The sequence below is a fragment of the Salinibacterium sp. NG22 genome (assembly GCF_015864925.1).
GTDB lineage: Bacteria > Actinomycetota > Actinomycetes > Actinomycetales > Microbacteriaceae > Rhodoglobus.
This window is the reverse complement of sequence record NZ_JADYWG010000002.1, coordinates 116,425-131,271: the sequence shown is the minus strand read 5'-3', so window position 1 is coordinate 131,271 and position 14,847 is coordinate 116,425. Positions and strand designations below refer to the sequence as shown.

11 protein-coding genes are annotated in these 14,847 nt (G+C 62.7%); 6 read left to right on the top strand and 5 right to left on the bottom strand.

The features are described 5' to 3' along the window. Window positions 1–89 precede the first annotated feature (89 nt). Complete coding sequence (locus I6E81_RS10230) at window positions 90–806, top strand: ferritin-like fold-containing protein (protein WP_197107345.1); 717 nt, start codon at window positions 90–92, stop codon at window positions 804–806. A gap of 14 nt (window positions 807–820) precedes the next feature. On the opposite strand, the gene I6E81_RS10225 is transcribed toward I6E81_RS10230, so the two are convergent. After that, entirely contained in the window at window positions 821–1,111 is a 291-nt protein-coding gene (locus tag I6E81_RS10225; protein WP_197107344.1) for a hypothetical protein, read from the bottom strand. A gap of 2 nt (window positions 1,112–1,113) precedes the next feature. Beyond that, window positions 1,114–1,338 carry a DUF3107 domain-containing protein gene (locus I6E81_RS10220; protein WP_129073342.1) on the bottom strand — a complete coding sequence of 75 codons (225 nt, stop codon included), beginning with the start codon at window positions 1,336–1,338 and terminating at the stop codon, window positions 1,114–1,116. A 74-nt stretch (window positions 1,339–1,412) separates the two neighbouring features. On the opposite strand from I6E81_RS10220, the gene I6E81_RS10215 reads away from it, so the two are divergent. Both I6E81_RS10215 and I6E81_RS10210 read left to right on the top strand, forming a co-directional pair. Continuing rightward, a complete protein-coding gene (locus tag I6E81_RS10215) occupies window positions 1,413–4,514 on the top strand; it encodes an ATP-dependent DNA helicase (RefSeq protein ID WP_197107343.1) in 3,102 nt (1,033 codons plus the stop codon). Continuing rightward, window positions 4,511–7,777 carry an ATP-dependent DNA helicase gene (locus I6E81_RS10210; RefSeq protein WP_197107342.1) on the top strand — a complete coding sequence of 1,089 codons (3,267 nt, stop codon included), beginning with the start codon at window positions 4,511–4,513 and terminating at the stop codon, window positions 7,775–7,777. The genes I6E81_RS10215 and I6E81_RS10210 overlap by 4 nt, the downstream gene beginning before the upstream one ends. 12 nt (window positions 7,778–7,789) lie before the next feature. Here I6E81_RS10210 and I6E81_RS10205 read toward each other — a convergent pair whose 3' ends face one another. After that, complete coding sequence (locus I6E81_RS10205) at window positions 7,790–8,644, bottom strand: LysR family transcriptional regulator (RefSeq protein ID WP_197107341.1); 855 nt, start codon at window positions 8,642–8,644, stop codon at window positions 7,790–7,792. Between the two features lie 87 nt (window positions 8,645–8,731). On the opposite strand from I6E81_RS10205, the gene I6E81_RS10200 reads away from it, so the two are divergent. Then, the gene (locus tag I6E81_RS10200; RefSeq protein WP_197107340.1) at window positions 8,732–10,183 is read left to right on the top strand and encodes an MFS transporter; all 1,452 of its coding nucleotides are present in this window, start codon (window positions 8,732–8,734) and stop codon (window positions 10,181–10,183) included. Between the two features lie 110 nt (window positions 10,184–10,293). Here I6E81_RS10200 and I6E81_RS10195 read toward each other — a convergent pair whose 3' ends face one another. Then, the gene (locus tag I6E81_RS10195; RefSeq protein ID WP_197107339.1) at window positions 10,294–11,295 is read right to left on the bottom strand and encodes a phosphotransferase; all 1,002 of its coding nucleotides are present in this window, start codon (window positions 11,293–11,295) and stop codon (window positions 10,294–10,296) included. 67 nt (window positions 11,296–11,362) lie between these two features. Between I6E81_RS10195 and nudC the strand changes: the two genes are divergently transcribed. Both nudC and I6E81_RS14640 read left to right on the top strand, forming a co-directional pair. Beyond that, window positions 11,363–12,289 carry an NAD(+) diphosphatase gene (gene nudC, locus I6E81_RS10190; protein ID WP_197107338.1) on the top strand — a complete coding sequence of 309 codons (927 nt, stop codon included), beginning with the start codon at window positions 11,363–11,365 and terminating at the stop codon, window positions 12,287–12,289. Next, window positions 12,286–13,980, top strand: coding sequence for an ATP-dependent helicase (locus tag I6E81_RS14640; protein ID WP_197107337.1), 1,695 nt, complete (start codon window positions 12,286–12,288; stop codon window positions 13,978–13,980). The genes nudC and I6E81_RS14640 overlap by 4 nt, the downstream gene beginning before the upstream one ends. On the opposite strand, the gene I6E81_RS10180 is transcribed toward I6E81_RS14640, so the two are convergent. Next, window positions 13,898–14,788: a hypothetical protein gene (locus tag I6E81_RS10180; RefSeq protein ID WP_197107336.1), complete on the bottom strand. Its 891-nt coding sequence runs from the start codon at window positions 14,786–14,788 to the stop codon at window positions 13,898–13,900. The genes I6E81_RS14640 and I6E81_RS10180 overlap by 83 nt on opposite strands. Between the last annotated feature and the right edge of the window lie 59 nt (window positions 14,789–14,847).

The following is a 14,847-nucleotide window of genomic DNA, read 5'->3' as shown; positions in this document are numbered from 1 at the left end:
CGGGTTCTGCTGGGTCGAGGCCGTGAATTGAGGCGGCGAGGCGGGTTGTTGCAACTGCGCAGGGCTCTCACACGCTCTAAGCTGGCTCCGTGGTTAAGTGGTTTTCGCGCAAGCCAGGTCGCATCGAAGTGCCTCGCCTTCGGTCACGATCTGATGTTGCAGCGACCGAAAAAGTAGCCCTCGCGGAGTTCACTCCCGACATTCTCGCCTTCTTGGGGCGCGCAGCGTATGTGCAGCTCAAGATCTTTGAGAACCTCTCGCGCGTCATTTCTAACGCTCCCACTACCGCTGCGAAGACCTCGATCGGCAAAGCGGCGGAGTTGTCGCTGTCGAAGCACCGCCGGTTGGTGGAAGAAATCACGAAGGCTGGCGGCTCGCCTGCCGAAGTGATGGACCAATTCACTGAAGCCGTCGACAACTTCGAACGCATCGCTCGTGGCGCTGACTGGTACGAATCGCTCATCACCGCCTACCTGAGCGCCGGATTCTTTGACGACTTTTACGCGCGACTTGCTGCCGGGCTTCCCACGGAATCACACACTCGACTCGTCGAAATTTTCCGCGGAGAGTCAGGCGAGAAGGTTCTCGCTGAATATCTGCAGGCAGCGATCGATGCCAATCCCCGCCTTGATTCGCGACTGGCGATGTGGGGCCGTCGGCTCATGGGCGACATGATGCTGTTGGCGCGTTCCGCGCTCGTGTTCCCTGACCACACTCGCACCACGGAGGCGCAGGTTGAGCCGGTGTTTACCGAGCTCATTGCCGCGCACACCCGTCGAATGGATGCGCTCGGCCTGACCGCCTAGCGAACTGCGTTCAGTTAGCTGCGCGAGAGCGCTTCGAAGGAACGCACATCGGCGACTTCGCGGTGACGCGGTAGGCGGATAGCGACGACCAGAGCCACGGCAATGCCGGCGAGCAGGCTCGCAACCCAGATCCAGGTGCCGTCAAATGTGAGGCCGACCCAGACCAGAGCAACCCACACGGTTGCGGTAACGGCAGCACCGATAGCGGGCAACAGCGCCGCACCGTACATGCCGCGCGACGGCAGCAGGTAACGAATGATGGTCGCGAGCGACGCTCCGATGACGGTGACGAACAGCAGTTCCACTGTTAGGCCACGAATCCGATGCGGCGCGACTCTTCTTCGCCGAGTTCGACGTAGGAGACTGACGCGGTAGGAACGATGTAAAGCTTGCCCTTGGCGTCACGCAGGCTCACGTACTTGGCATCCGAGTTCAATGCCTCGGCGATGATGGTCTCGACCTCGCTCGACGACTGTGCCGACTCGAAGTTGATCTCACGGGGGCTGTTGTTGATACCGATGCTAATGTCCACGACCCAAGATTACGACACAACGGGGCGCGATGAATATCACGTTCACTGTCAGCGCATCCCGATAGCGTTGACGCATGGTCACCTTGCCCTCTGAGCGTGCGGATGCCGCGGCTAACGCACCGCATACGCTCGACGATTCTCAGCGCGCTGTTGTCGACCTCGCCGACGGTGTGAGCGCGATCGTTGTTGGAGCGCCGGGCACGGGTAAAACCGAGACTCTTGTTGAGCTGGTGGCGCAGCGTGTGCACGCCCGCGGCTGGTCGCCCGAGCAGATTGTGGTGCTGTCGGCCACCCGTCAGAGCGCGACGGCGTTGCGTGATCGTTTGGCGGCACGCATCGATGCGCCCACCTTGGGGCCAATGGCACGAACCGCGAACTCTCTCGCGTTCGAAGTGATTCGCGAGGCTGCTGCTGTTGCCGGAGAAGGCCCGCCAACGCTGCTCACAGGCGCCGAGCAAGACCAAATTATTTCTGACCTACTGGCGGGCGAAATCGCCGACGGCACGGGAGCGCCGTGGCCGGCCCACCTCGATCCAGAGGTTCGCCGCCTGCGGGGGTTCCGCACCGAGTTGCGAGATCTCATGATGCGCTGTGTCGAGTTTGGGGTCACTCCCGCTGACTTGGCGGCGCTCGGGGAACGCACCGATCGACCGGAATGGGTGGCGGCATCCGCGTTCATTTCTGTGTACGACCAGGTGAAGGCCAGCTATCGCGATCGGCATTTCGACGCGAGCGAGCTGCTGGCTGAGGCCGCTGGGCTGATTGAGGGCGGCCACTATGCGGCGATCGATCGGCTGCGGTTGGTCGTGGTCGATGACGCCCACGAACTCACCGAGGCCACCATTTCTCTCGTGCGGGCACTCGCCAGTCGCGGCATTACGATCATCGGTTTCGGCGATCCTGACCTCACCACGGGGTCGTTCCGGGGCGCGCAGCCTGCCGTGCTGTCGCAGTGGGCAACACGCCTTCACCTTGAGCACTGTGAATCGTTGTTTTTGTCATCGGTGCATCGGCACAGTGCTGAGCTGCGTCAGACGGTTACCAATCTCACCCAGCGCATCGGTGTTGCGGGGCTCATTGAGCAGCGCAAGTCGCCGGCGGTCGCCACAGCGCCGTCGAGCATCCACAGTTTTCAGCTGACGACACCGGCCGAAGAGGTTGCGTTCATCGCGCGCCACCTGCGCGAGAAGCATGTGCTCGAGTCGGTGCCGTGGTCGCGAATGGCCGTCATTGTGCGCACCGGTTCGCTGATTCCATCGCTGGCCCGGCAGTTGCGCACCCTCGAAGTTGTGACGAGTGTGTCGAGTGCGCGCAGTGCCGTGCGCGACGAATTCAGTGTCAACGGCTTAATCGTTCTGCTTGAGCTGGCATTGAAACGTCGCCCGCTGGATGCCGCAGCAGCCGTCGAGCTGCTGTGTAGTTCCGTTGGCGGTTTCGACACCGTCTCGCTACGGCGCCTCAAGGCTGCGCTGCGTCACGAAGCGCTCGGTGCCGAAATTTACGACTCGGCCGACGAGTTGATCGCGCAGGCGCTTGCGGCTCCGGCCGGGTTCGTCACGATCGACAATCGCGTCGCCCGGCAGGCTGCAGCGGTCGCCAAGAACCTTCGCGAAACCGCCGCTGCGGGGGCCGCAGGCGACACCATCGAAGAACTCCTGTGGGGCGCATGGCAGCGCAGCGGGCTCGCCGATCGCTGGTTCGAGCAAGCACTGGGCGCGGGCGTTGTCGCCGAAGAAGCCAACCGTCACCTCGATGCCGTGGTTGCCCTGTTCTCCTCGGCCAAGCGCTTTGTGGAGCGTCGACCGGATGCCCCCGCCAACGTTTTTCTCAACGAATGGCTCTCGGCCGATGTCGCGGAAGACACCCTCGCCGCGCGGTCGATCGTTGACTCGGTCACGGTCGGAACGCCGGCATCCGTCATCGGCCAAGAGTTCGATGTTGTGGTGGTTGCCGGCATGCAAGAGAACGTGTGGCCCAACCTGCGTGTGCGTGGCTCGTTGCTCGGAGCCCACGATCTGCCGCGTGTGCTGGCGGGGGAGAAACTCGCGGTCGCCGACCGTCGCCGCGAAGTGCTCCACGACGAATTGCGGATGTTCGCCCAGGCCGTGTCGCGGGCCACGAGCGAGGTGATCGTCACTGCCGTGGCCGGTGACGACAACATGCCGTCTCCATTCTTGACGCTCATTCCTGAACCGGATGAGCCCGTGCGTTCGCGCCCGCCGCTCAGCCTGCGTGGGCTCGTGGGCGTGCTGCGCCGCGAGCTGACCACGGGCTCTCAGCCGGAGGCTGCTGCTGCGTCGCTGGCACGCCTCGCCGGCGAAAGCGTTCCCGGTGCCGATCCGCGTTCCTGGTACGGGCTTCGTGCGCCAAGCACCACAGCGCCGCTCGTCGACCTGAGCGAACCGGATGCCGAAGTGCGGGTGTCTCCCTCGCGCATGGAATCGTTCGAAACGTGCCCGCTGCACTGGGCGATCGACCAGCTGGGTGGCTCCACGACCAATGTGGCCTCCAACCTTGGCTCGCTCATCCACGGTGTTGCTGAAACGGCCACCGACTTCAGTGCCGATGCGCTGTATAAGGCGGTCGAAGAACGCTGGGGCGAGATGACCTTCGAGGCCTCCTGGCAATCGGAGGCCGAGAAGCTGCGGGCGAAGAAACTCACGCAACACCTCGCCACCTATCTGCGTGATTTCGCGGCCGATGGCGGAGAACTCATCAGCAACGAGATGAAGTTTGAATTGCCGCTCGAACAAGCCCTGCTGAGCGGAAAGATAGACCGCGTCGAGATGTACGGCGGCACCACTGCCGTGATCGTCGACCTCAAGACCGGCAAGAACGAGCCATCGAGCGATAAGGCCGTTGCCGATCATCCGCAGCTCGCCGCTTACCAACTCGCCTTCGCCTCCGGAGCCATCGACGGCGTGCCCGAAGGCCTCGTCAACGGGGGAGCGAAGCTTGTCGTGCTCTCGCCGTCGGCCAAGACGCGCGACTATGACGCACCCAAGCAGCAACCGATGAACGACGAGGAGCTCGAACTGTTCCGACAGCGCGTGATTGAGGATGCCCGCGGAATGGCCGGCAGCGTATTCGTAGCCAGGGTCAGCAGCCACTGCACCGATCCGTGGAGCTTCGGCAACTGCCGCATCCACGTCGTGCCGGCGGTGAGTGCCCGATGATCTCTTCTGTCGACCTCGCCGGTCTCATGGGCATCCACGCTCCCACCGAACAACAGCGTGTGGTGATCGAGGCTCCGCTCAGCCCCGCCCTCGTCGTCGCCGGCGCGGGCAGCGGCAAGACCGACACGATGGCCAGCCGCGTTGTGTGGCTCGTCGCCAACAACCTCGTGAGCCCCGACCAGATTCTCGGCCTCACTTTCACCCGAAAAGCCGCTGGTTCGCTCAGCAAACGCGTGAGCGAGCGCATCGCGATTCTGCGTGAGGTGCAGAGCGCGCATCCCGAACGATTTGTGGCGACCCCCGAAACAGCTTCGATCGAGTTCGATCAACCCACTATCTCCACCTACAACTCCTTCGCCAGCGCACTCTTCACCGAGAACGCGCTCCTGATCGGCCGCGAACCCGAATCGACTCTCCTCAACGATCCGTCCTCCTGGCAACTGGCCCGCAAGCTTGTGGTGTCGAGCACGGATGAACGGCTCATCGGCCTCGAAAAGTCGATCAGCGCGCTCACCGAGGCCGTTCTCGACCTCAGCCATGCGCTCAGTGACAACGTCGCCAATGCCGCTGACGTTGCCGTCTACGCGGAGCGCTTCACCCAGATTTCCGAGCTTCCCTACGCCGAGACTGCCCGCAAGAAAACCCCCTACGCCTCGGTTATTGACGCCGTGAAAGAGGTTGGTTCGCTCGCGCCGCTGCTGACGTTGGCTGTTCAGTATGCCCAGCAGAAGCGGGCGCAGGGTCTCCTCGAATTTAGCGACCAAGTTGCTCTCGCCCTGGAAGTGGCTGAGCGCTCCGACGACGTTGTTGCGCACTACCAAGACCGCTATCGGGTCGTTCTTCTCGACGAATACCAAGACACGAGCGTCGTGCAAACCCGACTGCTCGCACGCCTCTTCGGCAACCATTCGGTCATGGCCGTCGGTGACCCGCACCAGTCCATTTATGGCTGGCGTGGAGCCAGCGCCGCTAACCTCGCGCGTTTCAGTCGCGACTTCACCGAGAACGCTGATGCGCAATATTTCGCTCTCTCTACGAGTTGGCGCAATGCCACCACCGTGCTCGACGCCGCCAACGTCATCGTCGAACCGCTCAGCGCACGCTCACCAGTGCGCGTCGAATCGCTCGGTGCTCGGCCCGCCGCCCCCGCTGGATCGGTCGACACGTTTTATTTCGAACGCATTGATGAAGAAGCCCACGGCGTCGCGAAGTGGTTTGCTCGTGCCCTAGCGCCGCAGGCGTGGAACCACTACAACCCCGATCCTGACGCTCAGGCTCCCACCCCGCCGACCGCCGCCATCCTGTTCCGGCGTCGCAGCGACATGGAGCGTTTCGCAACTGCCCTCGGTGCAGAAGACGTTCCGTACCACGTGCTCGGCATCGGTGGCCTGCTCTCGACCCCCGAAATCGTTGATCTTGTGAGCGCGCTCACCGTGATCCACGACCCCACCGCCGGCTCTGAACTCATTCGGCTGCTGTCGGGCGCGCGCTGGTCCATCGGCCCGCGCGATCTCCAAGAGCTCGCGTCACTCTCGCGCTGGTTGCTGAGCCGCTCAGTCACGCAGCAGGAGCTGAGCGCCGAAGTGCGCCAGCGGATGCGGGACTCCGTCGCCGTCGATGATTCGGCATCCATTGTCGATGCTCTCGACTTCGTAGGCGAAGCTCCCGCAAGCCACTCGCAGCTCAAGGGTTTCAGCGAAGAAGGCCTGTCTCGACTCAAGGATGCCGCCAAGCAATTGGCATTCTTCCGTTCGCGTGCAGGGCTCGAACTCGGCGATCTCGTGCGCTTGCTTGAGCAAGAGCTGCTCCTCGACATCGAGGTGGTGGCGAGCCGCCCACAGGCCTACGGAATGGCGAATCTGTATGCCTTCCACGATGAGCTTGCAGGCTTCTTGGCCAGTGATGATCAGGCAAACTTGGGCAGCTTCTTGTCGTGGTTGCGACGGGCAACGCAGCAAGACATGATGGGCCCGCGCAGTGACGATGCCGAAGCCGGCACGGTGCAATTGCTCACGATTCACGCCTCCAAAGGGTTGGAATGGGATCTCGTGGCCGTGCCCCGCTTAGTGGAGGGCGAAGTGCCAGCCACCTCTCGCGAGGGCAAAGGGTGGGTAAGTTTCGGCAAGCTGCCCTTCGCGTTTCGTGGCGATGCCGGCGAACTACCCGAACTCGAGTGGGAGAGTGCGCACTACCAATCCGAGTTTGATGGCTCTCTCAAAGAATTCAAATCGGCACTGGCCGACCGCCACCAGGCAGAAGAACGACGCCTCGGCTACGTTGCGATCACGCGTGCCCGCGACAATCTGCTGCTTACCGGTTCGTTCTGGTCGAGCCGCAGCAAACCACAAGCACCGAGTATCTTCCTGCAAGAGCTCGAAGAGCGCGGGCTGATCGAAGAGCTTCCCGCCGACCCGGTCAACGATGAGAACCCCACCCTCAACGATGTCGTCGACCCGCTCTGGCCCTTCGATCCGCTCGGCAACCGTCGTACGAGCGTTGAAACCGCCGCGCACCTCGTCGCCACAGCCGACCCCGGCGCCGACGGCCTCTGGTCGCACGAGATCGACCTTCTGCTCGCTGAGCGCAGCCGTGCCGCTAGCGAAGCGCGGCGAACCCCGCTGCCGCAGCGCATCCCGGCCTCTCGCTTCAAGGACTACATCGCCGACCCCGAAGCCGTCGCTCTCTCGCTCCGTCGTCCCATGCCCGAAAGGCCCTACCGGGCCACGCGCCTCGGAACCCAATTTCACGAGTGGGTCGAATCGCGATTCGGTTCTACAGCATCCACCGAAACGCTTGATGCTTTTGTTCTCGAAATTGATGGCACTGACTTCGATGGGTTCGAAGGCGAGAACGCGGCGGATGTCGAAAAGCTCGCCGAATTGCAAGCCACCTTCGAGCGTTCGGCGTGGGCCACGCGCAAACCGGTCGATGTTGAGATCGAGATTCACGTCCCCTTCGGTGACCGCGTCGTCATTTGCAAGATCGATGCCGTGTATGCCGACGGTGACCGTTTCGAAATCGTCGATTGGAAGACCGGCCGGGCTCCGCAGGATGCGGCCGACCTCGAAGCGAAGCAACTGCAGCTTGCGCTCTACCGCCTGGCCTACGCGCAGTGGAAGGGCGTGCCGCCCGAGAAGATCGATGCGGCGTTCTACTTCGTCGCTGATGACATCGTGATTCGGCCTGAACACATCTCCGACGAGGCCGAACTGCGTGACGCCTGGGCGAAGTCTGTCGGCGCCGCACCCAGTTTCGGTGGTTGAGCCTGCCGGTGGCTAGGCGCGCCGCTGCACCGGGCGGCTCAGAATGGCGGTGCTGAGCGCTTCGATTGGTTCTCGGGCTGCCATGGGGTTATCGAGCAACACAAAGTCGACGTCGCCGAGCTCTGGCAGATCGAATGATGCTGGCACCTGGGCCAAGTCGGGCGGGATGAGCGACTGCGGAAATACTGCGATTCCGATGCCTGCCCGCACAGCGGCGAGAGCCCCATTCACTTCCTTCACATTGCAGGTGATGCGCCAGGTGCGTCCGACAGCCTCAAGCGCGCGCATCGCGTACGCACGCCCCAGACTGGGCGCCTGATAGGCGATGAGCGGAACCGGTGTCCCCGATTCCACGGTCATGCTCTTGTGGCCAAGCCACACCATCCGGTCGCGGCGCACCAAGCGTCCGCCCTCCGCTCCAGCGTCTTGCTTGACGAAAACGAGGTCGAGCTGACCGGCCTGCAGGCGGCGTACGAGATTGCCGCTCTGACTCACGGTGAGCTCGAGATTGATGTGTGGATAGAGCTGGCGAAAGTCACGCAGGATGCGCGGCAACTGGGTAAGGGCAAGGTCATCTGCTGATCCGAACCGAAGCCGGCCGCGCATCGCAGAGCCAGTGAAGTACTTCACCGCCTGGTCTTCGGCCGCGAGGATCGCGCGCGCAAAGCCGAGCATGGCTTCACCGTTGTCGGTGAGGGAGACGGTGCGAGTGTCGCGCAGTACGAGCATCCGGCCTGCAGCAGCCTCAAGTTTGCGGATGTGTTGACTGATCGTGGGCTGGCTGAGTTCAAGGGTGCGAGCGGCGTCGGTGAAGCTGCGGGTGTCGGCGACGGCGACGAACGATTTCAGCAAGACAGGATCAAACACAATGCCCCATTACGAAACGTAATCGAATTTATAGCGTTGATTATGCCGCGAAATGAGTGAGCAGACAATACGCTTGAGCGTGTGAGCATGCCATCTGAGACGTCGCCGGCGACCGTGCCAATTTCGGCGGTCATGCAACGGCCGCTCTGGCGCGATACCTTCAGCTCCCTGCGGCTCCACAACTACCGCCTCTACGTCATCGCGCAATTCATCGCGTACACGGCGGCGTGGGTGCAGCGCATCGCCGTCGACTGGCTCGTTCTGGAACTCACGGGCAACGTAGCGCTCGTCGGCCTGACGATCGCCATTCAGTTCACGCCGACGATCATCCTTGGCGCGTATGCCGGAGTGATCGCCGACCGTTTCGACAAGCGGGCGACTCTGATGGTCGCGCAGTCCATCATCGGCATGCTCAGTCTTGCGCTCGCAATCATCACCATCATGGGGGTCGCCCAGCTCTGGCTCGTCTATCTGCTCGTGCTCCTGATGGGTATCATCCAGGTCTTCGACAACCCTGCTCGTGCGGTGTTCGTCAACGAGCTCGTTGGCCCTCGCCATTTGCGCAATGCCATCAGCCTCAACGCCTCGATCTTCCACTCGGGTGCCTTCCTCGGGCCCGCCCTGAGCGGAGCACTCATCGTTGCCGCTGGCTCCGGCTGGGCAATCGGCATCAACGCTGTCGCGGTGGTCATCGGAGTGATCATCCTGGCGTCCATGCGCAAGAACGAACTGCTGATCGCCCCGCGGGCTCCGGAATCAAAGGGCCAAATTCGCGAAGCGATTCGCTACATTCGTGCCAAACCCACACTGTTCTGGACAATGGTGATGGTCTTCGTTGTCGCTGTGTTCGGGATGCCGATGCCCACGCTTCTCGCCGCCATGGCCAACACCGTCTACGACACCGGCGCCAGCGGTTACGGCCTGTACAACTCACTCGCTGCGATCGGTGCCCTGCTCGGAGCGCTTGCTTCAGCCCGCCGAGCGAGTCTCCGCCTGCGCACGATCATCTTTGGAGCGGTGCTCTACGGTGCCATGATGATGCTCGCGGGCATCGTGCCTATCTACGGCATGTTCTTGGGTGTGCTGATCGGTATCGGCCTCAGCCGACTGCTCCTCATGACTGCCGCTGAAACGATGGTTCAACTCTCGTCGAACCTCGTCATTCGTGGTCGCGTTATGGCCTTCTGGGTCATGGTGATTCTTGGCGGCCAGGCCGTCGGTGGTCCGCTCATGGGAACCATCGCCGAACTCTGGGGCGCCAAGCTTGCCTTCGTCATCGCCGGTGGTGTGCCCGCCGCGGTCGCGATCGGCATCGCTATCGTGCTCGCCCGCTCCGGTCGCCTCACAGTAAAAGTGGCGCCGCGCCGAGCCGGTCGTTGGGTGGCCATCGTGCCGAAGCATCAGTCGCGCGCGATCACCGAGCCCATCACCATCGTGGATGCCGCAGCAGTGCCGTCGGAACCTCACGGCATGAAGTTGCGAAAGTTGCGCTCTACGCTCCTGCGTTCTTCGTCGAAGAGGCGCCGCGAACGCAAGTAGCGAGCAGGCGCGGTGAGAATGGCGCATGCGGAACGGCGTGTGCGGCACGCGCAGTGCGGCACGGCAACGTGCCAACGGACCAACGAGCCACGGCGCTAACGCCGGTGAAACTAAACTGCGCGGTTGTCCTTGCGCAGCATTGCCTCAACTTCGTCCACTGCCATGGTCGGCATCGTGTTGGCGCTGATGGGGTTCATGACGTCGTCGCGGATGTCATCGAGCAGCGTCGTGAGCATCTCACCCGCGTCGTCAACGATTTCGGTACTGCGCACTTCGGTGCCGTGCAGCAACCACTTCGCGACCGAGAGTTCGGCATAGAAGGTGGCGCGTTGCTTGAGCTGGCGGTCGCCGGCTCCGCGAGCATCCGCATAGGCACCGAAGGCGGTGTCGATGATCGCGTCATTGCGCGGACCAAGCAGCCACTGTAGGTCTGTTGCCGGATCGCCGACCTTGATGTCTTGCCAGCCGAGCACGCCGGTCACAGCGTTGTCGGCGCTCAGGAACGAATCGGAGACGAGGGAACCATTGACGACGCTGGGCTGGAACTGCCAGAGCTTGGAATCTTCGGCCGCTTTGCGCCAGCGTTCGAGCAGTGCTGCGGGCACCAGCTTAGTGGCGGCGGCGCGATCGATGATTGAAATGCAGGAACGGAGGCACTCGCCGGCGGTCTGCACGGGGAGTCCGGCATCCGCAACGAAGCTTGTCGGAAGAGCGTGAATCGCGGCGATCGCGGAACCAATGGATGCCGCAAGCGACCCAGCACCGGTGGTGTACGAGCGCATCGGAACTTTGCTGCCGTACACAAATTCGTAGACGATGCCGCGCGTTTGTCCGACGGGAACCTGGCCCGCATAGCTCGTGACATTGAACGGGAGTCGAGTGCGTACGCCGGCGCTTAATGCGCGCAAAGCGACGAGGTCGGCGGACTGTACGTTCTCGGCCGCAGCGTTTCGCGGCACACGAATAATCCAGTGTTTGCCGGCGCGGTCAGTGATGAGCGCCGAATCGAAGTCGTTTCCGTTGCCGGTGCCGAACGGGGCGGCTGCGGCAACTTCGAGTCCCTCGACAGCAGAGGTCGCCAGCGCGGCTAGAGTGAGATGTGATCTGGCCATAACACTCAGGGTAGGTTGCTCTGACGTGCATTTGCCGCACGCCACGCACTTGGGACGGGGTCGATACATGTCACAGGCTTTTCTTTCGCGACTGCCACTGTCGCGATATGAGATCGATCGTGACCACCTAGCTCGGGAAGACCCGCGTCTTCTTGACCGCTTGTGGCGCGAATCGGGCACCCGCGTGCTGCCCATTTTCAATGGCTCGGCGCTGCTGTCTGCCGACGGTTCGTTGGCGCTCTTGCACCCGGATGCCATCGAGCGCGGCCACACGAGCGTCTATCTGGGGCGCTCGATGTCGACCACGAGTCCGGAACCAGTGGGCACCCCCATCGTGACGGTCGAACTTGAGGATGCCGGACACTTTGCCGAGGCCGAGTGGGGCAACCTGCGCAGTATTGCTCCACAGCTGAGCGATCGCGATGCGGGGCTCTTCACTGAAGCGCTCGCGATCTTGAATTGGCATTCCTCGCACTTGTTCTCACCTCGCACGGGAGAGCCGACCGTCGTGGAGAAGGCCGGTTGGGTGCGCCGCGATGTCGCCTCCAAGCTTGAAGTCTTTCCGCGCACTGATCCCGCGATCATTGTGGGCGTCACCGACAACGACGACCGCTTGCTGCTTGGGTCGAACGCACTCTGGGAGTCGAACCGGTACTCGTTGCTTGCCGGCTTTGTGGAGCCGGGGGAGTCGTTGGAGTCTGCCGTGCAGCGCGAGATCTTTGAGGAATCCGGCGTTCCCGTGGTTGATCCCGTCTATTTGGGCAGCCAGCCCTGGCCGTTTCCGGCCTCGCTCATGCTCGGCTTCACGGCATCCGTTGCTCCCGGTTTCAAGGGCCCCGGTACCCCGGATGGCACCGAGATTCTTGACCTGCGTTGGTTCAGCCGCGACGAGCTTGCGAACTCTCTCAATGACATCCGCCTGCCGGGCCATGCTTCGATCGCTCGCGCCATCATCGAGCACTGGTACGGCCAACCGATTGACGAACAACCGTGACGCTTGACGCTAACGAATTACTCGACGCACTAGACGAGGGCCAGCGTCAGGCCGCCGAAACGCTCCTCGGACCGGTATGCCTTCTCGCGGGTGCCGGCACGGGAAAGACTCGCGCAATCACTCACCGCATTGCGTACGGCGTCGCGACCGGTGTGTACCCTCCTGGCCGAGTGATGGCTCTGACCTTTACGAATCGCGCCGCGGGGGAACTGCGCGGGCGCCTGCGTGGCCTTGGGGCAGAAGGCGTCGCCGCGCGCACCTTCCACGCCTCGGCTCTCTCCCAGCTCAACGCTTTTTGGCCGCAGACCATCGGTGGCACGATGCCGCGTCTCCTCGAGGGCAAAGCGCGCATGATTGCGCACGCTGCCGACTCGATCAAACTCAAGCTCGATACCGCAACGTTGCGGGATGTCGCTGCCGAAATCGAGTGGCGAAAGACGTCGCGGATGTCGGTGGAGCAATACGGCCATGCCGGCCGTACGGTGCCCGCGGCCCTCACTATCGACAAGATGGTTGAACTCCAATCCGCCTACGAGTCGATCAAGGATGCCCGGCGCCAGATCGATTTCGAAGACGTGCTTTTGGCCGCCGCAGGCATGATCGAGGCTGAGCCCCGCATCGCTCAGCAGGTGCGCGAGCAATACCGTTTCTTTGTCGTGGACGAATATCAGGACGTTTCCCCGCTGCAACACGAACTGCTGCGGCTGTGGGTGGGCGACCGCGATGATCTTTGTGTCGTCGGCGATGTGAGCCAGACCATTTACTCCTTTGCCGGAGCGAGCCCTGACTTCTTGCTGCGCTTCGCTTCGCAACATGACAACGCTGCGGTACTTCGGCTCGAACGCAACTACCGTTCGACTCCCGAGATTGTGCACACCGCGAACAAGTTGATGGCGAACCAGAAGGGTGCGCTCACCCTGCAGGCGGCAACAACCGAGCACTCGCCGACCCCGCAGGTCACTGGCTACGACGATGACAACGCCGAGGCCGTCGCCATTGCCGCCGCAGTCGCGGCCCAAATTGCCGCGGGAACCAGCCCCGAAGACATCGCCGTGCTCTATCGCATCAACGCTCAGTCGCAGCCCATTGAGGCCGCGCTCACCGCGGCCGGCGTGCCTTTCCTCGTGCGCGGAGCGACTCGCTTCTTTGACCAGCGCGAAGTTAAAGAGGCCATCATGCTGTTGCGTGGTGCCTCAATCACCACGGCGACCGAGCCACTGTTCAAGTCAGTCAGCGACATCCTGCGCTCCATTGGATGGTCGCAAGAACCACCCGAGACCGCCGGCGCCGTTCGCGAGCGGTGGGAATCGCTCAACGTGATCATGCGTCTCGCCGAGGATGCCGCTGCCGAGATGACGCTGCGGGAGTTCGTGGCCGACCTTGTCGATCGCCAGAGCAGCAACAACGAACCTCTGCGTTCCGCTGTGAACCTCGCGACCCTGCACTCGGCCAAGGGTCTGGAGTGGGAGTGCGTGCACCTCATTGGCCTCAATGAGGGCCTTTTGCCCATCAGCTACGCCCGCACCCCAGAAGCGATCGACGAAGAACGTCGTCTGCTGTACGTCGGTATTACCCGTGCGCGACGATCACTCGGGATGTCGTGGTCGGCTAGCGCACAAACAGGCCGGGCTGCGCGTCGTGCCCCCAGCCGCTTCCTCGACGACCTTCGGGACCGGACTCAACGCTTGTAACGTTCGTCACCTGTTGGCAACCACATTCTGGATGCCGAAAGCGCAAGCTTTCATCGCGGCGGCCCGTGGCGTGATCGATGCGCACCGATGACGTCGCGTCGGCCGGTGTCTGGTCGAAGACGGTGTACCCGCTGCGACCGAGACGATGCAGGGCCATGCGGCTCGCCTCCCCGGCGGCTTCAGCAACGAGCGTGGGGGTGTGCGCGAGTGAGGTGCGACCCATGAGTTGGGTGGCGATGGCAGGCCAGGACGGGTCGGCATCTCGGCGATGAAGATCGATGCATAACAGACATCCGGTGATTCCAGGAGTAACGACCGGGCCAACTTCGGCAGCAGAGTCGGTGATGACGACGGGCATGTGGGGCACATCGCGGCGAAGCCAGTGTGAGTGCACCGATGGCGGAATCACGAAGTGACCGACGACGATCGCAAGATCTGGATCGGGGTTAGTGAGTTCATCAGGAGTGGAAGCGACATCAACGCTCACCCCGCTGGCGGCGAGAATGCGCGCAATGGACTCGACGAGAACGCCTGAACCTAGAACCGCGACGTGAGCGCTCGGCGGCTGCGGGGGAGTAGCGACCAGCACCCGCGAAAGCGCATCAAGCAGATCGTTGCATTCGTCGGGGTGCGACTTCGCCAGCATGCCGATGCCACTCCGGCTGATGCCGGCCACGAGAGCAGAGAGGATCTTCTCTTGAGTCTCGGTGACGCGGGGCAATACAACGACGGGTGGGTCAATGCCGAACTGAGCACTCGTAGGGGATCGCCACACGAGCGGTAGTCGGGGGTCTACACGCAGCATCATGTGCCCATTGTGCACAACTGTCCGATTGGTCAGTGTGAAGATTCCACAGCCCGAAGATG

Bases quoted from the DNA above. Each gene is read 5' to 3' on its own strand.
- I6E81_RS10215 (WP_197107343.1), top strand. From the start codon at position 1,413: ATGGTCACCTTGCCCTCTGAGCGTGCGGATGCCGCGGCTAACGCACCG.
- I6E81_RS10210 (WP_197107342.1), top strand. From the start codon at position 4,511: ATGATCTCTTCTGTCGACCTCGCCGGTCTCATGGGCATCCACGCTCCC.
- I6E81_RS10200 (WP_197107340.1), top strand. From the start codon at position 8,732: ATGCCATCTGAGACGTCGCCGGCGACCGTGCCAATTTCGGCGGTCATG.
- I6E81_RS10195 (WP_197107339.1), bottom strand. From the start codon at position 11,295: ATGGCCAGATCACATCTCACTCTAGCCGCGCTGGCGACCTCTGCTGTC.
- nudC (WP_197107338.1), top strand. From the start codon at position 11,363: ATGTCACAGGCTTTTCTTTCGCGACTGCCACTGTCGCGATATGAGATC.
- I6E81_RS10180 (WP_197107336.1), bottom strand. From the start codon at position 14,788: ATGATGCTGCGTGTAGACCCCCGACTACCGCTCGTGTGGCGATCCCCT.